This is a genomic window from Succinivibrio dextrinosolvens (genome assembly GCF_900116345.1).
GTDB lineage: Bacteria > Pseudomonadota > Gammaproteobacteria > Enterobacterales > Succinivibrionaceae > Succinivibrio > Succinivibrio dextrinosolvens_B.
The window spans coordinates 22,018-41,925 of sequence record NZ_FPAH01000003.1 but is presented as its reverse complement, the minus strand read 5'-3'; the positions used below and the strand labels follow the sequence as shown (position 1 = coordinate 41,925).

Genomic DNA, 19,908 nt, shown 5'->3' with positions numbered 1-19,908 from the left:
AAAACAAATTTAAAACGGGCCCCATGATGAATAATAATGTTCTAGCCTCGTTTAAGCAATATATACTTCCGGTCAAATAGAGTTACATTGCAATCTCATTTACATGTACTGTACTAAAAAAATGCAGCATCTTCGTTTTTGGAGGATGCTGCAGAAAAATGACTTCACTGTAAAAATCTATTACTGCAATAATTGCAGAGCCATCTTTGGTTTTGCATTTGCCTGAGACTGTAAAGACACAGTTGCCTTCTCAAGAATACTCTGAGAAATCATATTTGATACCTCTTCAGCATAATCCGCATCACGAATTCTTGAATGAGCATCTGCAATATTTACTGCAATATTACTCTGGTTGCTGATTGTTGACTCAAGCCTGTTCTGCATCGAGCCCATTTCTGCCCTACTAGAATCAACATACGAAATCATTGAGTCAATTGCACCAATAGCACTTTCAGCATCAGACTGAGTAGAGATACTCAAAGTCTGATGAGAGTTTCCTGCTGCGTCAGTATTTGTCTGAACATTAGCATTAAAAGCGCCACCATAAGTATTTCCTGAAGAATCGCCATTCTGTGCAACATTTACCATGTCCTGCATTCTGAAACCATCGTCAAAAACTGAGGATACGGTATCACCAGAATTAGGACCTACATGAAGAGTTACTGTACCGCCATTTTGAGCGCCGTTTAAAATCTGCTCTCCATTATATGTGGTGTTTTCAGCAGTATTATCAATGCCTGCAGCAAGCTCATTAAACTCTGTCTGAAGCGCCTGTCTGTCAGAATCACTTAAAGTTCCATTTGAGGCTTGAACTGCAAGAGTACGCATTCTCTGCAGTGATGAGGTTGTTTCATCAAGAGCGCCTTCTGCAACCTGATATAAAGCTATACCGTCATTTGCATTACGGTTGGCCTGATATAATCCACCAAGCTGACTTGATAATCTGTCAGCAATAAGTACCCCAGCAGCGTCATCTTTTGCGGAGTTGATTCTATTTCCTGAAGCTAGTTTTTCCATAATGGAATTTAGCTTGCTGGATGTTTTATTCAGGTTATTTATACCTTGTAAAGCACTGGTATTAGTTACCGATGATATTGCCATATAAGGTTCCTCCTTTAGACTGTTGGGTAACCAAAAAAAACTTAGATCTACCCTTCTAACTGTTAACGTCCAAATTTTCTTTAAACTTTAATTTATAAACACTTAATAATCAGATAGTTATTTTTGATTACATAAAATTCGGTATTCATCACAATTCTGACACTGAACAGCCAACATTCTGAATTACAAAGATTTTACGCAAAATAAAAAAGGCCGGAACAATTAGTCCCAGCCTTTGGATTAATTTAGTTATATTCAGTCAGCTATACATGCTTTTTCTTTGAGAACTTCTCCTGAAGAGTCTCAACTATTATGTAGAATACCGGTGTAATCAGTACCAGAGCAACAATACCCAATACCATACCACCAACAACACTGACACCCAGTGAGCGGTTACCGTTAGCACCGACACCATGAGCTGCAACCAGAGGCAGCAGACCTACAACCATACATATAGAGGTCATAAGAATAGGTCTTAAACGAACCTTTGCTGCATAGATAGCGGAATCGACTATGCTCTTTCCTTTCTTATGCTCCTCTGATGCGAATTCTGTCAGCAGAATAGCTGTTTTTGCAATCAGACCAATCAGCATAATCAGACCTGTCTGCATGTAGATGTTGTTTTCAACTCCCATAATCTGGGCAAATATGAATGAGCCTAAAAGAGCACTTGGGATTGAAAGCATAACCGCAAATGGAATCAGAAGACTTTCATATAGAGAGCTTAAGATCAGGAAGATGAAGATCAGACACATTGAATAAATGATAATGGTAGTACTACCTGTTGAAGCTTCATCACGGGTCATTCCACTAAACTCATAGCTATAGCCCTGAGGCAGCACCTCACTTGCTACCTTTTCAACCGCCTTAATGCCTTCACCAGTACTGTAACCTTCATTCAGAGAAATGTTAACTGCAATGGAGGAGAATAGATTAAAGCGAGTTAAAAGCTCTGGACCGTATACACGCTCTAAAGTCATAAACTGGGCAATAGGCAGCATTTCACCTTTTGAATTGCGAACAAATATTGAGGAGAAAGCGCCTTCATCCAGACGATGCTCTGTTTGAGCCTGAATCATAACCTTATACTTCTTTGAATACAGGTTAACGTCAGATGAGTAACCTCCACCAATATATAGACCAATGGTATTCAGAACATCTGAAGGAGAAACGCCCATACGTATACATTTAGGAGCATCCACTTCAAGTTTGAACTGAGGGAATCTTGGGTCAAAAGTAGTAATAGAACTCATGACGGCAGGTTCCTTATCCATAGCGGCATTAAACTGAGAGGTAACCTTGAACAGATTTGCAATATTACCGCCGGTTCTATCCTGAATAGATAGAGTCAAACCGTTAGAGGTACCGTAGCCAGGAATCATTGGAGGTGAGAAAGCGAATACCTTAGCGCTGGTTATATCACTGGTTCTCTGCATAATCTCAGCAATCACAGCATCCTTACTGTTTTCAGCACCAGGACGTTCCTCCCAGTTTTTAAGTCTAATAATAAAGGTACCACCTGAAGAAGACTGAGCTCCGCCAATAAGGTTATAGCCACTGATATTGGTCAGAAGATCAATCTGAGGAAGATCCTGAATTCTCTCCTGAACCTCATCCATACTCTTCTTGGTCTGATTCAAGGTATAGCCAGGAGAGGTTACAACGGCAACGAACACAGTGCCTGTATCTTCATCAGGAATTAAACCGGTTTTAGTATTAAACATCAGAAGAGTCATCATGCAAAGAGATACCGCAAGAATTATTCCTGCAATAATCTTCCTGCCGATGATAAGCTTAAGCACTGTCAGATACTTGTCGGTAAGCTTTCCAAATGCGGTATCAAAAGCCACATGAAAACGATAAGAAAATCCCTTCTGATTTTCTGGATTATCATAATTCGTAGCTTTCATGAACAGTGCACAGAGAGCAGGACTCAGAGTAAGAGCGTTTACAGCAGAGATACCTACCGCTACAGCCATGGTAACACCGAACTGAGTATAGAAAGTTCCTGAGGTTCCTCCCATAAAACATACAGGAACGAATACAGACATAAATACCAGAGAGGTTGTAACAATAGCAGATGAAATTCCCCTCATGGCATCTACTGTTGCATCATAAGGATTGTCACTGCCACCTTCAAACTTAGCCTGCACGGCCTCAACAACCACAATCGCATCATCTACAACCGTTCCGATAACCAGAATCAGAGCAAACAGTGTTAGAAGGTTGATACTGAATCCCGCCACAAAGATAAACGCAAAGGTTGCAATCAGAGAAACTATGATGGAAATCATAGGAATAACTGTAGAGCGAATACTCTGCAGGAAGATATAGACCACAAGAATAACGAGGATAATAGCTTCAACCAGAGTCTCTATAACTTCACCAATTGAAGCATCCAGGAAGTCCTTGGCACTGTACAGGTCAACCAGATAAACACCACGAGGAAGATCTTTTCTGATTCTATCCTCAAGATCATTTAGCTGCAGAATAATATCATTTGCATTTGAACCAGCAGCCTGCATAACCATAAAGGTTGAGCCTGCAAAACCTTTGACCTTGTTACTGTATGCATAGCTCTCAGCACCAAGTTCAATAGTTGAAACGTCTTTAAGTCTTAAGACATTACCGTTAGGCAGAGATTTGATTACAAGGTTACCAAACTGCTCTGGAGTTTCGTAACGACCGCGATATTTCAATGCATAGAGGAAGGTATTATCAGAATCACTACCCAAAGTACCGGTAGCAGCTTCAATATTCTGTTCTGCTAAGACCTTGGATATATCTGATGGCACAACCTTGTACTCAACCATCTTCTGGGTATCAAGCCAGATTCTCATAGCATAGTTGTTACCAAGAACTGTAACGCCACCGACACCACTGATTCTCTTGATTTCAGGTACAACGTTAATATTCAGGTAGTTGGACAGGAAGGTTTCATCATATGCCTTATCGGTAGAATAAATACATATAATCTTAAGCTGACCTGCCTGCTGCTTTTCGGTTGTCACACCGTTTGATATTACATCCGCCGGCAGCGACGACTGAGCCTTGGCAACTCTATTCTGAACATTAACCGCAGCCATATCGGCATCAACGCCCTGCTTGAAATAGACCTGAATTGTAGCAGAACCGGAGTTGGTTGCAGTTGAGGTCATATAGATCATGTCCTCAACACCGTTAATAGCTTCTTCAAGCGGAATAATAACTGTCTTCTGAACAGTATCAGCATTAGCACCAGTATAATTTGCGGTTACAGATACTGTTGGAGGAGCAATATCTGGATACTGCTCAATAGGAAGTACGGTGATACTTACAAGGCCAAGAAGTACCATCAGAAAGGAAATACAGGTGGCCAGAACCGGACGATCAATAAAAAACTTTGCTGACATAGACGTACCTCCAATCACCTACTTGCTTTCAGCAGCAGCTTGATTATTGGCCTGAGGCTGAGCCTTAGTCTGATCCTGGTTCTGAGCCTGAGTCTTATCCTCACTCTTTCTTGTTACTGGAGTTCCATCTCTGAGTAGACCCGCGCCTTCTGTAATAATCACATCTCCAACTTCCAGACCTTCATTTACAATGTAATGAGTTCCATCATAAAAAGGCAGAAGCTGAATTGGAGTAGACACAGCCTTTCCATCTTTGAACTTATATACAAACACCTTGTCCTGAAGCTCATAGGTTGCAGTCTGAGGAATTACAATTCTGTCATCCAGGGTTACAGGGATAACCACGGAACCGGCACCACCGCTTCGGATCACACCATCAGGATTAGGGAATTTTGCACGGAAGGTAATTGCACCGGTGGTTGAATCAACAATTCCTGACTCAGCATCAACTTCACCTGATTTGTCGTACATAGTTCCGTCTGCAAGTTTGAACTTAATCTCGAACTTAGCCTCTTTCTGACCTTCCTTTAATTTTGAATTTTTGTTAAGGAACAGAACAATGTTTTCTGTTAAAGAGAAGTAAGCATGTACATAACTGTTATCAGATACAGATACAAGAGGAGTCGAATTTGCATTAACGAGAGCACCAGGACGAATACTGCTCATACCGAGCTTACCATCTACAGGACTCTTAACTACGGTATTGTCAAAGTCTTCCTGAGCCACCTTAAGTTCAGCTTTTGCAAGGCTCAGATTAGCTTCAGCCACCTTGCAGGCATTATCTGCTTTGATTGATTCGTATTTTGAGGTTGCCATCTTAGTATACAGAGAAACTTTAGCATCTCGATTAAATCTGGCACTTGATAATTCTGCTTCTGCGCTTGCTACGTTAGCCTTTGCCTTTTCAAGTTTTGCCTCATAAGGAATAGGATCAATGATAAACAGTTCCTGATCTTTCTTTACGGCCTGACCTTCAGAGAATTTAACCTCATTTACAGTACCGGAAACCTGAGGATAAATATCAACGTCCTGAATACCTTTAACAGTTGCAGGAAATTCCTGTACCAGTGTCATACTTCCCTTTTCAATAGTCATCATTGGATAAGGTTTCGCCTGTAAACCTTCGGCACTATGCCTGTTACAGCCTTGAGACAGAATTGCAATTGAAACAACGAGAGCCAATGTCGTAAAAGCGGAAGATTTTTTCATACGATAAACCTAGATAGCAAAAGAAGCAGATATAAACAAAAGTTGTCTATTATATTTATCAAGATACATATGAAAAAAAATAAGTAAAAATGAATTTTTAAATTTTTAGAATGGCGTAGCAAAGAAAAACGGCAAATCTATACCAAATCACAATGTTAGAGCATTAAGAAGAAAAGGAAAAAACAAAGGGACTCCGTTTTAATCAGAAATCCCTTTCAGAACAACGTACTCTAATCAGTTAGAGAACATTACAGATCTAGGATTTTAGCGTCGGTAACAACACCATTTTCAAAATTAATACGGAGTGATTTAGCATCCTCATCTTCTTTAGCTTTAAACACCTGACAATTCTTCTTGCCTTTATCGCACAGGGTTAAAACATGGTTATCAAGGAACTGCCAGCCTAAAAGTAGTCCGGTTGTAACATCTCTGCCAACATGAGAGCTAGTGTAATCGTAGATTAACTTATTACCCATGGTTGCCTGAGACTGAGGGCTGCCTAACAGATTTTCAACCTCCTGTACTGTTGTTTCTCCCTTAGTCAGAGTAACCTCGACATCTGATGATGAAGAACAGCCTGCCATCACTAGAGATGCAATTGCCAACAATGCTACTTTTTTCATAAAGACTCTCCAATTTAAAGGAATTTATCGAAAATTTATGATTTCTCAGTAAAACAGTGCTCTAGAGGTATGGCTCCCCATACCTCTATAGAAATAAATCCAAGATCTTATTTACTTTAAAGTTGCAGCATTTACGATGAAAACATCACCGTGGATCTGATCTAAGACTAGTTCGCTTGCTGATGAATTTACAGAACCAAAGAAGGAACTTCTAGGAGTGGTTCCCATACAAACCATTCTTGCATTGAGCTTCTTGCACAGACGAGGAATTTCCTCATCTACACGCCCCTGAAGCACATGTACATGATCAAGAGGAACGCCATGATTCTTTGAGAATTCCTCTGCTAGTTTGTTGGTAACATCTTGAGGACTTGCAATACCTCCTGCAACGATTCTGGATTCAGAAATATTGCCACGCATTGTTCCTGCACTACGAGGAACAATACAGTTTGCAACATGAAGCTCACCGTCAAAGCTCTGAGCAAAGGTTGATGCAGCTTTGAACAGATACTCATCGAGTTTCTTCGAATGGGCAACCTCAAGGAAATCGATAGCTAAAACAACCGCGCCACCTAAAACGGACTCTCCGCCAGCTTCTCTTACAACAAGAACAGGAACTTCGCTCTTACGCATAATAGAGCTGTCGATATTGCTGATAAACAGATCCTTAATAGCATTACGCTTATTGGCAGAAATTACAGCAAGATCATAACCACCCTCACTGCATTCCTTGATAAAGCCTTCAGCAACATCATGATTGAAAATCAGTTTAAATGAAATATTATCAACGCTATAAGATCTGCGGATTCTCTCAAACTCAGATTCTTCTTTGATTTTAATCTGATCTTTATCATCGGTCTCAGCGTACTCATTAATTACTCTGACAGCAACAATCTCAAAATCAGGGTTCATACGAGCGTACTGGGCAGCACGATCAAGTGCAGGTTGAGATGGTCTTGGTTTGAGTAATACAGCAAATTTTTTAGGGGTTGACGTCGTCATAAAAACCTCCTCTAGCAACGATTTCATCTCGATTATAGGTTGATTTTTTTATAAAAAATAAGACATAAGGCCATAAAGTTAAAACAATTATTGAAATTTTGTTGCAAATCAAATTTATATTCACTTTTATTGCACATATTGCAACACAGTTATTTTTATATTGCATAAGGTTAAATAAAAGTTATAATAAAAATCACATTAGTTTTAGGATAAGAAAATGACACAGAGAACTATTTCTTTTACGGATGCTGTATTTGCCTTAAATGAAACAAAAGATGTGTCCATAGGCAATATAAAAATATCACCAAATGATCTGATCGTACTGATTGGAGGTAATGGCTCGGGAAAGACTTCAATAGCCAAAGCTTTCAATGGAGAGCTTCCTTTAAAATCCGGTGTTGCTCCTGACAATTATCACCCTACCTTGGTTTCCTTTGAAAAACAGATGGAACTGTTTGAAGCTGACTACCAGATGAGAAATTCAGACTGTACAACTCCTGATGAAGAAATAGGTATTACTCCAGCAAAAATCTTTAAGGATGATGATAAAGAAACTATAGCTAAGCTTGTTGAAGGATTAAAACTGCAGAATCTTATAGATAAGCCTATAAGACAGCTATCCGGTGGCGAAGGAAGAAAAATACTCCTGGCCCATGCTTTGGCATCAAAACCAAATCTCATTATCTTTGATACACCTTTTGATGCTCTGGATGTTCAGACTCGAGCAGAGCTCTTAAAACTAATTGAGCAAATCCATACCGTATACAATACCCCTACAATGCTGATTGTTAACAGACCATCTGAGATCCCTTCATCACTAACAGCGATGGGAATTATTCAGGACTGCAGAATAACTAAGTTAGACAGCCGAGAGGAAATTGAAAAGAATGAGGATGCTAAAGCTCTTTTAGGCAGTATCTCAGTCCCTGTGACTTCTCTTCCTTCCGTACCGGTTAAGTATCGTCTTCCAGAAATACAGGATGATTACATAGTTAAGCTCAACCAGGTAAATATTGAGTATGAGAGAAAGGTTTTAGACAACCTTACCTTCAAGGTTAAGAAAGGTGAAAACTGGCACATCATGGGACCTAACGGTGCCGGCAAGTCTACCCTGCTCTCTCTTATAACCGGAGACAATCCTTTTGTCTACACCAATGACGTAACCGTATTTGGATTCAAACGAGGCAATGGAGAATCAATCTGGGATATCAAAAAGTATTTCGGAGTTGTTTCAGGTGCCTTACATCTTGACTATCGAGTCAACGGCAGCTCCTTAAACGTTGTGTTATCAGGATTCTACGATTCTATCGGTCTTTATTCAAAACCTTCTGATGAAGAGATTAGTGTCGCCAAAAGATGGCTTAGACTTGCAGGTCTTCAGGATAAGCAGGATATGCCTTTTAAATCACTGTCATTTGGTCAGCAGAGACTGCTTCTGATAGTAAGAGCTCTGGTAAAACAACCTCCTCTTCTTATCCTTGACGAACCTCTACAGGGACTGGACGGCTATGCCCGTGCTCTTGTTAAGTCTTTCATCAGCAAGGTTGTTGAGTCAAAGAAAACAAGTATTCTTTTTGTATCTCATCATGCTGAAGATCTACCAGCAGGTTTTACTAATCGACTGGAGTTTGTAAGAAAAGGTAACTCTGAAGAATACGATGTAATTCAAGAAGCTCTTTAAACTTATCCTTTCTTAATCGCGAAAGATAAAGATGAAGTTAAGTTATCTAAAGTATAACTTTTAAGCTTCTGGGAAACACATTCGTCAACAGAGAATAGAACCACATCCAAAGCATCGTGGATGTGAGCTCCTACAGGACATTTAGGTTCAGGTTTTTCATGAAATGAAAACACCTGAACATTATCCTCAACAGCACATAAAACATCATAAAGATTAATTTCTGAAGGAAGCTTTGAAAGAGAAGCTCCGCCTTTTCCTGCTTCAATTTTCACTAAATCAGCTTTTTTTAATGCACCAAGTATTCTTCTAATTATTACAGGATTAACTCCAACAGAAGAAGCAATGAACTCAGAAGTACATTTCTCATCCTTGAAATAATCAATACATAAAAGAGTATGTACAGCGATAGTGAATTTTGTTGAAAAATGCATAGTCTCTCCTTTTCTTTGATTATATATTGTAATTACCACTATTACAACAATAAAGCAAATACAAAAATATTTTTTAATATAATTTATTTTATTATCTGTTAGTTAACGTATTAATTGTATTATTTATTTGACTTTATCAAAGATTACTTTATTCTAGTAGTTGTAACAATAATAGTTACAGTAAAAAAACAGGAGATAAAAATGAAAGTAGCAGTAATTGGTGCAAATGGTAAATCAGGTAAATTAGTTGTAAAGGAAAGCTTATCAAAAGGATTTGAGACAACCGCTATCGTAAGAAACGCAAAGAGTATTACAGACAAAAAAATTTCAATCATAAATAAAGATATAGCGTCTCTTACAAAAGATGATTTAAGCGGTTTCGATGCTATTGTGAACTGCTTTGGAACCTGGACAGAGGAAACATTACCTCTACACAAGAAATATGAAGAGCACTTATGCGATCTGCTTTCAGGAACAAATACCAGACTTATTGTAGTTGGCGGTGCAGGTTCACTTTACCTAAATAAAGAACATACTATGCAGCTGTTCCAGTCTCCAGAGTTTCCAAAGGAATACCTTGCAATTGCAACATCACAGGTTGATGAACTTGCATATCTGAGAACACGTAATGATGTAAAATGGACCTTTTTCAGTCCTGCTGCTATCTTTGATCCAGAAGGAAAAAGAACCGGCAAATATACTTTAGGCGGGGAAGAATTTATTGTTAATAAGGCAAATGAAAGCTATATTTCATATGCTGATTACGCAATTGCACTTATTGATGAAATAAAGAATGCAAAGTTTATTCAAAAGCGCTTTACTGCAGTTGCAGATAAAATCTAGAAGAGCTTTGTAAAGATAACACTGTATATTCAAGCAAAGGAGCTCCTTTGCTTGAATTTTGTTTATATTATAAAGACTGCAGTTCTTTTTTAGCTAAAGCAGATGAGCTAGCATTAGGATAAGTCTTAATCAGCACATCAAAGAATTTCTTGGCCTTATCCTTGTCGCCCAAAGCCTTTGAAGTAACACCTAGCTTATACAGAGCATCAGCTCTCTTATCGGAGTCCTTGAATTTAGCTGTATTAAGGAAGCTTATTCTGGCATCCTCAAACTTGTTCTGCTTGTACTGAATCTGACCTAGCCAGTACCAGGCGTTTGGAGTTAAGGCATTACCTGAGTATTTGGAGGTATAGCTCTTAAAGCCTTTGGCTGCTGCATCAAAATCACCCTTGTTAAGCAAAGCATAGGAATCCTGATATAGTTTCTGTGCCTCAGCTGGTACAGATGGTAGATTTGCTTTGGCAACAGTCCCCTTCTTTGCTGGTGATAACGTTGCACTTCCACCGCCTAAATCATTCTTCATGGCCACTGGCTGACCATTCTCCTCAGAAGATTTATTGGCATTCTCTTGAGGAGCTGCAGGAGCTGCTGTATTTGCAGCAAGCTGAGAAAGCTGGGTCCTTAGCTTTTCATTTTCAGCCTGTAATAGTTTTTTCTCATGATTTAACTCTTCAATCTGTCCCTGAGACTCAGCCAGCTTATCCTGAAGCTGCTGAATCTGATTCTGCATATTAAGCATTGCTCGCTGCATAGAATCTGTCTGAGCATCAGCATAAACAGGTTCTGCAACAGCAAAGGCAGAAATAACTAAAGAGATTGCAAACGCTCTTTTTGATAAAGAATAAATATTGTTCACTTTATTACCTCAAACAGAAGAATCTGAACCTTGCAATTTCTGTCAAAAATCCAAAGCATGCGTGAATATAAAAAGGCGTAAAATTAACTTTTACGCCTCCTTATAAACCTGTCTGATTTTAAATTAGTAATTTAAAACAGCACGACGATTCTTTGACCATGCACCTTCGTTGTGACCATCAACTGCAGGCTTCTCTTCGCCATAGCTTACAATTGAAAGCTGGTTAACATCAACACCTAAGTTCTGCATGTAGCGAGCAACTGAACGTGCTCTTCTCTCACCTAGAGCAATGTTGTACTCTGGAGTACCACGCTCATCGGTATGACCTTCGATGATAACTCTTGCATCAGGATTCTTCTTTAGGTACTGAGCGTGGGCCTGCATTACACCTAAGTACTGATCCTGAATGTTCTCTGAGTTATATGCAAAGTAAACAGTGTTGTTACCCTGTAGCTCAGCAGGACCATTAAATCCGTCGCGAGCGTTAGGATCACCAACGGTTAAAGCACCATCAGCATCTAGACCTAAAGCAGCATCTGATGAACCATCTTCAACCATAGCTGAAGAATCATCTGATGTAGAACAAGCAGTTAAAGAGCAAATTGCTACTGAGCACAGTAAGATTGACAAATACTTCTTAAACATTTTCGATTCCTTAATTTATGAAGTTATTTTGATAAAAGTGGACCCCAAGCTGGTGCGCTAATCTCACCTGAGCTTGAAGGAAGGTTTGCCTTAAATCTGCCGTCAGCTGAAACTAGGGCTAGACCTTTTCTACCCTGATATACTGTTGAGTATATTACCATACTTCCGTTAGGAGCAACACTTGGAGATTCATCTAATGATGATGTGGTTAGCATATAAATGCTACCGTCAGCGTCGACACGTGCTACACGGAAACCGTTAACCTGAGTAATTACAATCAGAGAGTTTGTACCTGGAATTGATTTTGCTGAAAGGTTACGTGCACCCTGATAGGTCACGCGCTCAGTCTTGCTGGTTGCAAAATCAAACTTATAAATCTGTGCCTTACCGCCACGCTCTGAGGTGAAGTATAAAGCCTTGCTGTCTGGAGCCCAGGTAGGTTCGGTATCAATTGCTCTGTTAGCAGTTACACGAACAAACTTTGAAGCATTCAGATCATAGTAGTAAATATCAGGCTGACCATCCTTTGAAAGGGTCATAGCAATCTTGCTGCCATCAGGAGACCATGATGGAGAACTGTTCAGACCCGAGAAAGAAGCAAGCTTGGTACGCTTCTTAGAGTAAATATCCTGAACGAAAATTGCAGGAGTTCTCTTCTCGAAACTTACGTAGGCAAGTCTCTTACCGTCTGGAGACCAAGCAGGTGTCATAACAGGCTGAGTTGACTTAACAATTGGAGTCTCGTTGTAGCCGTCATAGTCAGCAGTCATCAGCTGATATGGAAAGGTAGCCCCCTTCTTATATACAACGTAGGCAATACGTGTTCTGAAACAGCCTTTCTGTCCGGTGAAAGTCTCGTATACTCTGTCTGATACACGGTGAGCAGCCTGACGCATGGTTGCTACTGATGAATTGCCCTTGAAGTGAGCTAAAACCTTACCCTTGTTTGCCCCCTGAAGACCGGTAACTACAAACTCAACATTGTAGTTGTTGGCACCAACCTCATTTACAATACCAGAAACAGCAACCTCAGCACCGGTAGCTGCCACTGCATCAAGATTGGTAATGCTGCCATTTGAAACAGCGCCCTGTGGAAGAGCTGAAGCTGCAATTGGAGAGAACTTACCGGATCTCATTAAATCTGCAGAAACAACTGAAGCAACATCCAGTTTTACAGCAGGATTCTGTGTAAACGGATATACTGCAATCTTGTGGCCCTCGTTGATACCACCTGTAATCTCAATCTGCAGATCCGCATTAGCTGTAGATGCAGCTAACAGAAAAGCAATTGATGCAAAAAAACGTTTTAGCATTCTTTTATAACTCCCCTTGTACATTATATTAACCGGCCTTTGCTTATCTAAAGCTTAGGTGTCATTGAAATTTTAATATTAGAACACTCTGGACAGGTTGCAGGTGGTGCTGGGAACATTCCCACCAGTCTGATTGCATCCAGTGCGCTCTTACATACCTTCTCATCGCCCTGACAGCTTTCATCGGAAACAAGTCCGTTTGAACCGATCTTGATTGTTACCACAACCTTCTTTCCATTCATGGAAGGATCGATTCTCCAGTTCTGTTCAATCAGACCGCGAACCTTGTCACCGTATCCGGCTTCACCGCCACCACCGCCAGAACCTAAGCCCTGACCGTTGACCTCATCTCCATCGGCTGTACCTAAAATGTCATCCTCAAGAGAATCTGCCTCTGCTTTGGCTTTTGCCTCAGCCTGAGCCTTCGCCTTAGCTTCAGCTTCTGCTTTCTTTTTAGCAGCTTCTTCAGCTTTTTTCTTGGCTTCTGCTTCAGCTTTCTTCTTTTCTTCTAATTTTTTCTTCTCTTCAAGCTTTTTCTGCTCTTCGAGTTTCTTTTTCTCTTCTAGTTTTTTCTGCTCTTCAAGCTTCTTTTTCTCTTCGAGCTTTTTCTTTTCTTCTTCAAGCTTTTTCTTTTCAGCCTCGAGCTTCTTTTTCTGCTCTTCTAGCTTTTTCTTCTCTTCAAGCTTCTTCTTTTCCTCAGCTTTCTTCAGAGCTAGCTTCTTAGCTTCTTCCTGCTGTTTCTGAATCTTCTGTTCCTGAATCTTCTGCTCTTCGATGCGTTTTTCAAGCTCTCTCTTAGCTTCCTGCTGTTTCTGCAGCTGTTCCTGTTTGGTATCAGGTTCTTCCACAACCGGAGCTGGAGCCTGTTTTTTAGCAGCTGCTTTTCCATTTGGATTACCCTTTGCAGGAGGGACAAAGGTAGCATGCATAATATCGCCCTGCCCCATATTTGGCTTTGATGGTTTGCTTAATGAAACACGAACCAAAAGCACACCAAGAATAATCAAATGAAGGATCACCGCCAATATAAAGGCCACCTTCATGTTAATCTTCATAACAATAATACCTAAAACTTAATTAGTTTGATATTGGTTCAGTAACCAAACCAACACTTTTTACGCCACCGTTTTTCAGTGCATTCATAAGCTGAATAACATTGTCATATGCAACCTGAGCGTCGCCCTGTACAACTACCGGACGCTGATGAGCCTGATCTTTCTGCAGTTCCTCAGCAACATAATTGGTTAACTCATCTAAACTGCCCATCTTTACAGTTGAGGTATCGATGGTTACATAAAACTGACCTACCTTATCCACTGTAGCAATAATAGGAGTCATCTCATCCTGATTCATTGTTTCAGCTTTAGCCTGAGGAAGATCAACGGTAACGCCCTGCATAACAACAGGAGCTGTTGCAATAAAAATAACCAGTAGAACCAGCATAACGTCAATGTAAGGAACCACATTGATTTCTGCCTTGGCTCTTGATTTAGTATGTCTGGTACGGGCCATCTGCATTTTTTACTGTCCCTGTAATGGTGAACGAGATGAATTACGGTATCTGTCACCCTCTACACCAGGAGTCTGGTATGGAGAACTCTGGGTATTTACTCTGGCTCTTGAATACTGATTCTGCTGTTCTTCACCTAGTGGGTGATTAAAGCTTTTCTGAGAATAACCTGCAGATGGCTGAACATTATTCTGCGGAATCTCATTGGACTTCATATTCATTTCAGAACGAACTCTTACCAGTCTGCGATTCAGAATAGTAGCAAACTCATCCATGAAGTTAATATAACGGTTCTCTAAAGCCTCAACCTTTGAAACGAATCTGTTGTAGAACATAACTGCAGGAATAGCGGCGAAAAGACCCATAGCAGTTGCAATCAGAGCTTCTGCAATTGGAGGAGCAACCATAGACAGAGTTGCATTCTTAACTGCTGCTAAAGCAATAAATGCGTGCATAATACCCCATACGGTACCAAACAGTCCGATATAAGGACTGATAGAACCAATGGTAGCAAGAGTTGCCAGATGAGATTCAAGATTCTCCATCTCTCGTGACTGAGAAACCTTCATCTGACGATATGTACCGTCCATAACAACTTCCTGATCGGCAGGACCAGAGTTAATCAGTCTTACGAACTCTTTGAAACCTGAAGAATAAATAACCTCAAGACCGATAAGATCCTGTCCTTTCTTGATACATTCCTGATAAAGGTTATTAAGGTCAATACCAGACCAGAACTTATCTTCAAACTCATCAGCCTTAGCACGAGCTGCCTTATAGGAATTTGATTTTGAGAAAATAATTGTCCAGGATGCAATAGATAGTCCGAGCAGGAACAGCATAACAATCTGTACAAGCGGACTTGCATTAAATATAAGGTGAGTAATTGATAATGAACCTGAAGTATCCATTTTTAGATTTTTACCTCTAGATGAGAAACATCCTCTGGAACAAACTGCTTGATATATTCTATTGCCTCTTTAGGCATGGTTGCAGGCTTATGTTTAGCCAGATCAACGAATGCAACACTGCATTCAAACTCAAACAGCAGTTCGTCGTGCTGATTATAAACTTGTTGAAAAATTTTTAAACTTGCAAAGCGAGCTTTTGTAGGGATGCAGGTTATCTTGAGCATGTCATCAAGCCTTGCTGAACTGATGTAGTTGCCCTTGATATTTTTGATAACAAAACCTTTTTTATCCTCAAGCATTGAAGACTGAGAAAGCCCCATTCCTCTAAGCCAGTCGGTTCTGGCTCGCTCACAGAATTTTAAATAGTTGGCGTAATAAACGATTCCACCAGCATCAGTGTCCTCATAGTAAACGCGGGCATTTATAGAAAATGTTTTGGCTGACATTAAATTATGATCCTTTCTGCAGTCCGAACTTTGCATAAGCTTTGGCTGTTGCCATTCTGCCCGTTCTCGAGCGCTGAACATAGCCCTGCTGTATGATATAAGGCTCTACCACATTTTCCAGAGTATCTCTATCGTGACCTAAGGATGCGGCTAGACTCTCTATTCCCACAGGACCGCCATTAAAATCTTCGATTATACAGCGCAAATACTGCCTGTCAAAGTCATCAAAGCCATCCTCATCAATTCTTAACATCGATAGTGCAGAGCGGGCAAGCTCAAGAGTAACAACTCCGTTACCCTTTACCTGAGCATAGTCTCTGACTCGGCGCAGCAGTCTGTTGGCAATACGGGGGGTGCCTCTTGATCTTGAGGCAATCTCCATAGAAGCATCCTCTGTGATTTCAACATTCAGCTTTCTGGCAGAGCTTCTGATAATAATGTTAAGTTCCTCTGGAGCATAAAACTTAAGCTGCAGAATTATACCAAAACGGGCTCTCAGTGGAGAGGTCAGGGTTCCTGCACGTGTAGTTGCTCCAATCAGAGTGAACGGATTGAGGTTAATCTTGATTGATCTTGCAGATGGGCCTTCACCAGTCATAATATCCACCATGTAATCTTCCATGGCTGGATATAAAAACTCCTCGATTACAGGAGACAGACGATGAATCTCATCAATAAAAATCACATTTCTTGGCTGAAGGTTTGTCAGAAGTGCCGCAGCATCTCCCTTCTTTTCCAAAGCAGGACCTGAAGTCTGAGAAATACCTACAGAAAGTTCATTGGCAATGATGTTAGATAAGGTTGTCTTTCCAAGACCAGGAGGTCCGAAAATTAGCACATGATCCAGAGCATCGCCTCTGAGCTTTGCTGCTTTTAATGCAATTGAAAGCTGTTCTTTTACTTCTTTCTGACCAATATAGTCCTCAAGACACTGAGGTCTTAAAGCTCTGTCCTCAGAAGTTCTCTGATTCTCAGAAAACTCCTCATCAGGAGTCTTTTCTGGCCTTATAACAGAATCCACTGTCAGAGTATCAGCAAAAATTCCCTTTTCATCTAGTGACATAAATTATGATTTTCCCTTTGAAATCAATGCAAGAGCAGCAACGATTATCTGCTGAGTGGAAAGAGAACGATCCTTTGATACCACAGCCTTTACGTACTTAATAGAATCAGAATCACGATAGCCTAAGGCTGTCATAGCGGCAACAGCATCATTGAAGCTGTCACTCTGATCTGCTGATGCAGAAGATGAATCAACAGAAATATCTACACCTGACTGGGCGAATTTCTTGAGGTTATCCTTAAGTTCAACCACCATTCTTTCTGCGGTCTTCTTTCCTACACCAGGAATCTGCTCAAGACTCTTTGACTGTTCAGAAATCACCATCTGAATAAACTCATCTACCTTAAAAGTAGACAGAACAGCCAGTGCCATTTTAGGTCCGACACCGTTAACCTTAATAAGAATTCTAAAAAGAGAACGCTCAACAACAGAAAGGAATCCGTACAGGATCTGAGCATCTTCTCTTACGATATGCTGTGTATAGACAAAGCAGGATTCACCGATTTTAAGACTACCTAAAGATGATACCGGCATATCTACTTCGTAGCCGACACCATTGACATCAATCAGAGCGGTGACTCCGTCGATTCTTAAAACTTTACCTGATAAACTTCCGATCATTTGAATTTATTCTGTAATCTTCCATGGATAGAGGAGGTATCTGCAACTTCCTTACCCATTGCTGTTGTAATCTGGTTAGTAAAACAGTGGCAGAGAGCACATGCAAGCCCATCTGCAGCATCAGCCTGAGGATTGCCGCTTAATCTGAGGATTCTTTTGACCATGTACTGGACCTGTTCTTTCTCGGCCCAGCCATATCCAACAACAGCCTGTTTGATCTGCATTGGAGTATATTCAAAAACACTTAGGCCAAGATTTGCCCCGGCTACAATAGCACTGGCTCTAGCCTCAGAAAGTTTCACTGTTGACTGAACATTTTTGGATAGAAAGGTTTCCTCTACAGCCATTGCTGTAGGATGAAACTGTTCGATCAGAGAATAGACGCCGTCATAAATAATCTTCAGTTTAGAGGCAAGATCCCCGTCTCCGGTTTTGATACATCCAGAACCAAGGTAATTAGGAGTATTTCCTATGTACTCAATGATTCCATAGCCGGTAAACCTAGAACCAGGATCAATACCAATAACAATTGAAGACATGCGCTATCTACTGAAAACTAACAAACCGCACCAAACTCATGCTTATAACTGCAAAAACAACAGTCTGAAAAATGAGCCTGATACTTTCCCAAAAACTGATTTGATTATTAAACTATGCAATGTTGAACGGGTTATTCCAACGCTTAGAATTATATCATTATTTTTGATTTTTACCTTTGAAAAGATAGGATATTTCTAATGTCCTAAAACTGATTTAAATCGGATGTTTTATTGTTCACAAAGGTTCACCGTATTCTTTGAAAATTATGTGTTTATATGAGCATTTGCTCATAGAAAAACATGAAAAAATTTCTTAGGAGTAAGCATAAACTAACAGAAAAACTGTGACATAATTATCAGGTTTGATAATGGGGATACTAATGTATTTTTTTAATAGTAAAAAACAGGTAAAAGCATATTTTCTTATTATTGCTTTCATCACTTTTAGCTGTTTTTTCAATTTCTATAAGACCAGTTTTGCTGCCCATCACTGTGATCAAGAGGATCATTGTGTTATCTGCACTTCACTGCATCTTATAAACGATGAATCCCCTACTCCTCTTGGAGCAAACTTAAACAATACAGCACTGATTTTAGCAGTCAGTCTTTTTCTTTATACAGTCTGTATCTATAAGAAAACACTTATCAGGGCTACACCAGTTTCAAACCGTGTAAAGAAGACGGAATAAACAAAATACGAATCTTAATAAATTTTTGTTATTCCATTTTTTACGAGGTCTATATGTTATTTAATAAATTAAAGTCAGTTTTAGCTTTAACATCAGGATTAGTAATCCTGACCTGCTCACAGAGTGTATTTGCAAAAGAACTGAATATCATCGCCACTAACTTTCCTCAGTACGATTTTGTCAGAAACATCACTAAAGATAAGGCAAAAGTAACCATGCTCCTTAAGATTGGAGCAGAAGCTCACAGCTACGAGCCAACACCAAAGGATCTTATAGCAATCGAAAAATCAGATCTATTCGTTTACAACGGTGGAGAAAACGATGAGTGGATTGAAAATTTTCTCAAAGACAACCTCGACAAATTAAATACTTTTGCTTTTACCAAGGAAGTTGACCTCAGAGATGAGGAGGAAGTTGAGGGCATGCAGCCAGAGGCTGAGGAAGAAGAACATGAAAACGGAGAGGAACACGAGTTTGACGAACATGTCTGGACCTCACCTAAAAACAATGTGGTAATCCTGAATAAACTCTGTCAGGCTATTGTAAAATTAGATCCAGAAAACAAGGATTATTATGAAAAGAACTCCGCTGAATATATAAACAGATTCAATGAGCTGGACAAGAAATACAGTGAGATCATTTCAGATTCAAAAAATAAGACTCTGATTTTCGGCGACAGATTCCCTCTTTTATACTTTGTAAAGGACTATGGGCTGAATTATTATGCCGCATTCAAGGGATGTTCTAATGAAACAGAGGTATCTGCCTCAACCATAAAATTCTTAATTGACAAGGCAGAAAAGCTAAAAGTTCCGGTTATTTTTAAAATAGAACTATCCTCTGACAATATAGCATCAACAATTGCAGAAAGTGTGAATGCAAAGGTTATGACTTTCAACACCGGCCATAATATTACCGTAGAGGAATTCAAGGCAAACAAAACCATGGCAGACTTGTTCAATGACAATCTTCCTGCGCTAAAAGAAGCTTTAAACTAACATTACGACAGTAGTAGCGAAAGCTACTACTTTAT

Annotated in this window: 18 protein-coding genes and 1 pseudogene; 3 read left to right on the top strand and 16 right to left on the bottom strand. The window is 39.9% G+C overall.

Going from position 1 to position 19,908, the window contains the following annotated elements:
- Positions 1-180: 180 nt before the first annotated feature.
- From BM308_RS01620 to BM308_RS01600, 5 genes are all read right to left on the bottom strand, one after another.
- Positions 181-1,101 carry a flagellin N-terminal helical domain-containing protein gene (locus BM308_RS01620; RefSeq protein ID WP_074942556.1) on the bottom strand — a complete coding sequence of 307 codons (921 nt, stop codon included), beginning with the start codon at positions 1,099-1,101 and terminating at the stop codon, positions 181-183.
- 263 nt (positions 1,102-1,364) lie between these two features.
- Positions 1,365-4,493 carry an efflux RND transporter permease subunit gene (locus BM308_RS01615; RefSeq protein ID WP_074942555.1) on the bottom strand — a complete coding sequence of 1,043 codons (3,129 nt, stop codon included), beginning with the start codon at positions 4,491-4,493 and terminating at the stop codon, positions 1,365-1,367.
- Between the two features lie 18 nt (positions 4,494-4,511).
- On the bottom strand, positions 4,512-5,702 hold the full coding sequence (locus tag BM308_RS01610) for an efflux RND transporter periplasmic adaptor subunit (RefSeq protein ID WP_074942554.1): 1,191 nt from the start codon (positions 5,700-5,702) through the stop codon (positions 4,512-4,514).
- A gap of 248 nt (positions 5,703-5,950) precedes the next feature.
- Positions 5,951-6,325, bottom strand: coding sequence for an META domain-containing protein (locus tag BM308_RS01605; RefSeq protein WP_074942553.1), 375 nt, complete (start codon positions 6,323-6,325; stop codon positions 5,951-5,953).
- A gap of 111 nt (positions 6,326-6,436) precedes the next feature.
- Complete coding sequence (locus BM308_RS01600; RefSeq protein WP_074942552.1) at positions 6,437-7,327, bottom strand: universal stress protein; 891 nt, start codon at positions 7,325-7,327, stop codon at positions 6,437-6,439.
- Positions 7,328-7,544: 217 nt separating this feature from the next.
- Here BM308_RS01600 and modF point away from each other — a divergent pair, with 217 nt between their 5' ends.
- Entirely contained in the window at positions 7,545-9,008 is a 1,464-nt protein-coding gene (modF, locus tag BM308_RS01595; protein ID WP_074942551.1) for a molybdate ABC transporter ATP-binding protein ModF, read from the top strand.
- 2 nt (positions 9,009-9,010) lie between these two features.
- Here modF and BM308_RS01590 read toward each other — a convergent pair whose 3' ends face one another.
- A complete protein-coding gene (locus tag BM308_RS01590; protein WP_074942550.1) occupies positions 9,011-9,439 on the bottom strand; it encodes an Rrf2 family transcriptional regulator in 429 nt (142 codons plus the stop codon).
- Between the two features lie 201 nt (positions 9,440-9,640).
- Between BM308_RS01590 and BM308_RS01585 the strand changes: the two genes are divergently transcribed.
- Positions 9,641-10,282 (top strand): NAD(P)-dependent oxidoreductase, encoded by a 642-nt coding sequence (locus BM308_RS01585; protein ID WP_074942549.1) that lies wholly within the window; start codon positions 9,641-9,643, stop codon positions 10,280-10,282.
- 67 nt (positions 10,283-10,349) lie between these two features.
- Here BM308_RS01585 and ybgF read toward each other — a convergent pair whose 3' ends face one another.
- From ybgF to ruvC, 10 genes and pseudogenes are all read right to left on the bottom strand, one after another.
- Positions 10,350-11,138 carry a tol-pal system protein YbgF gene (gene ybgF / locus BM308_RS01580; RefSeq protein WP_074942548.1) on the bottom strand — a complete coding sequence of 263 codons (789 nt, stop codon included), beginning with the start codon at positions 11,136-11,138 and terminating at the stop codon, positions 10,350-10,352.
- Positions 11,139-11,261: 123 nt separating this feature from the next.
- A complete protein-coding gene (gene pal, locus BM308_RS01575; protein WP_074840633.1) occupies positions 11,262-11,783 on the bottom strand; it encodes a peptidoglycan-associated lipoprotein Pal in 522 nt (173 codons plus the stop codon).
- Between the two features lie 23 nt (positions 11,784-11,806).
- Positions 11,807-13,096: a Tol-Pal system beta propeller repeat protein TolB gene (gene tolB / locus BM308_RS01570; protein WP_074942547.1), complete on the bottom strand. Its 1,290-nt coding sequence runs from the start codon at positions 13,094-13,096 to the stop codon at positions 11,807-11,809.
- Positions 13,097-13,143: 47 nt separating this feature from the next.
- Positions 13,144-14,151 carry a cell envelope integrity protein TolA gene (tolA, locus tag BM308_RS01565; protein WP_074942546.1) on the bottom strand — a complete coding sequence of 336 codons (1,008 nt, stop codon included), beginning with the start codon at positions 14,149-14,151 and terminating at the stop codon, positions 13,144-13,146.
- 22 nt (positions 14,152-14,173) lie between these two features.
- Positions 14,174-14,608, bottom strand: coding sequence for a protein TolR (tolR, locus tag BM308_RS01560; RefSeq protein WP_074942606.1), 435 nt, complete (start codon positions 14,606-14,608; stop codon positions 14,174-14,176).
- A gap of 219 nt (positions 14,609-14,827) precedes the next feature.
- A pseudogene (gene tolQ, locus BM308_RS01555) lies at positions 14,828-15,517 on the bottom strand (protein TolQ); the annotation flags it as partial.
- A 2-nt stretch (positions 15,518-15,519) separates the two neighbouring features.
- On the bottom strand, positions 15,520-15,963 hold the full coding sequence (locus tag BM308_RS01550) for a YbgC/FadM family acyl-CoA thioesterase (protein WP_083425392.1): 444 nt from the start codon (positions 15,961-15,963) through the stop codon (positions 15,520-15,522).
- A gap of 4 nt (positions 15,964-15,967) precedes the next feature.
- Entirely contained in the window at positions 15,968-17,026 is a 1,059-nt protein-coding gene (ruvB, locus tag BM308_RS01545; protein WP_083425391.1) for a Holliday junction branch migration DNA helicase RuvB, read from the bottom strand.
- 3 nt (positions 17,027-17,029) lie between these two features.
- Positions 17,030-17,647, bottom strand: coding sequence for a Holliday junction branch migration protein RuvA (gene ruvA, locus BM308_RS01540; RefSeq protein ID WP_074942544.1), 618 nt, complete (start codon positions 17,645-17,647; stop codon positions 17,030-17,032).
- Positions 17,644-18,186: a crossover junction endodeoxyribonuclease RuvC gene (gene ruvC / locus BM308_RS01535; protein ID WP_074942543.1), complete on the bottom strand. Its 543-nt coding sequence runs from the start codon at positions 18,184-18,186 to the stop codon at positions 17,644-17,646. Before ruvC ends, ruvA begins: the two co-directional genes overlap by 4 nt.
- A 742-nt stretch (positions 18,187-18,928) precedes the next feature.
- On the opposite strand from ruvC, the gene BM308_RS01520 reads away from it, so the two are divergent.
- On the top strand, positions 18,929-19,873 hold the full coding sequence (locus BM308_RS01520; RefSeq protein WP_074942540.1) for a metal ABC transporter substrate-binding protein: 945 nt from the start codon (positions 18,929-18,931) through the stop codon (positions 19,871-19,873).
- Positions 19,874-19,908 lie beyond the last annotated feature (35 nt).

What these genes read in the sequence shown, in the direction of transcription:
- BM308_RS01620 (WP_074942556.1), bottom strand. Translation starts at nt 1,101, where the DNA reads ATGGCAATATCATCGGTAACTAATACCAGTGCTTTACAAGGTATAAAT.
- BM308_RS01615 (WP_074942555.1), bottom strand. Translation starts at nt 4,493, where the DNA reads ATGTCAGCAAAGTTTTTTATTGATCGTCCGGTTCTGGCCACCTGTATT.
- BM308_RS01610 (WP_074942554.1), bottom strand. Translation starts at nt 5,702, where the DNA reads ATGAAAAAATCTTCCGCTTTTACGACATTGGCTCTCGTTGTTTCAATT.
- BM308_RS01605 (WP_074942553.1), bottom strand. Translation starts at nt 6,325, where the DNA reads ATGAAAAAAGTAGCATTGTTGGCAATTGCATCTCTAGTGATGGCAGGC.
- BM308_RS01600 (WP_074942552.1), bottom strand. Translation starts at nt 7,327, where the DNA reads ATGACGACGTCAACCCCTAAAAAATTTGCTGTATTACTCAAACCAAGA.
- modF (WP_074942551.1), top strand. Translation starts at nt 7,545, where the DNA reads ATGACACAGAGAACTATTTCTTTTACGGATGCTGTATTTGCCTTAAAT.
- BM308_RS01590 (WP_074942550.1), bottom strand. Translation starts at nt 9,439, where the DNA reads ATGCATTTTTCAACAAAATTCACTATCGCTGTACATACTCTTTTATGT.
- BM308_RS01585 (WP_074942549.1), top strand. Translation starts at nt 9,641, where the DNA reads ATGAAAGTAGCAGTAATTGGTGCAAATGGTAAATCAGGTAAATTAGTT.
- pal (WP_074840633.1), bottom strand. Translation starts at nt 11,783, where the DNA reads ATGTTTAAGAAGTATTTGTCAATCTTACTGTGCTCAGTAGCAATTTGC.
- tolB (WP_074942547.1), bottom strand. Translation starts at nt 13,096, where the DNA reads ATGCTAAAACGTTTTTTTGCATCAATTGCTTTTCTGTTAGCTGCATCT.
- tolA (WP_074942546.1), bottom strand. Translation starts at nt 14,151, where the DNA reads ATGAAGATTAACATGAAGGTGGCCTTTATATTGGCGGTGATCCTTCAT.
- tolR (WP_074942606.1), bottom strand. Translation starts at nt 14,608, where the DNA reads ATGGCCCGTACCAGACATACTAAATCAAGAGCCAAGGCAGAAATCAAT.
- BM308_RS01550 (WP_083425392.1), bottom strand. Translation starts at nt 15,963, where the DNA reads ATGTCAGCCAAAACATTTTCTATAAATGCCCGCGTTTACTATGAGGAC.
- ruvB (WP_083425391.1), bottom strand. Translation starts at nt 17,026, where the DNA reads ATGTCACTAGATGAAAAGGGAATTTTTGCTGATACTCTGACAGTGGAT.
- ruvA (WP_074942544.1), bottom strand. Translation starts at nt 17,647, where the DNA reads ATGATCGGAAGTTTATCAGGTAAAGTTTTAAGAATCGACGGAGTCACC.
- ruvC (WP_074942543.1), bottom strand. Translation starts at nt 18,186, where the DNA reads ATGTCTTCAATTGTTATTGGTATTGATCCTGGTTCTAGGTTTACCGGC.
- BM308_RS01520 (WP_074942540.1), top strand. Translation starts at nt 18,929, where the DNA reads ATGTTATTTAATAAATTAAAGTCAGTTTTAGCTTTAACATCAGGATTA.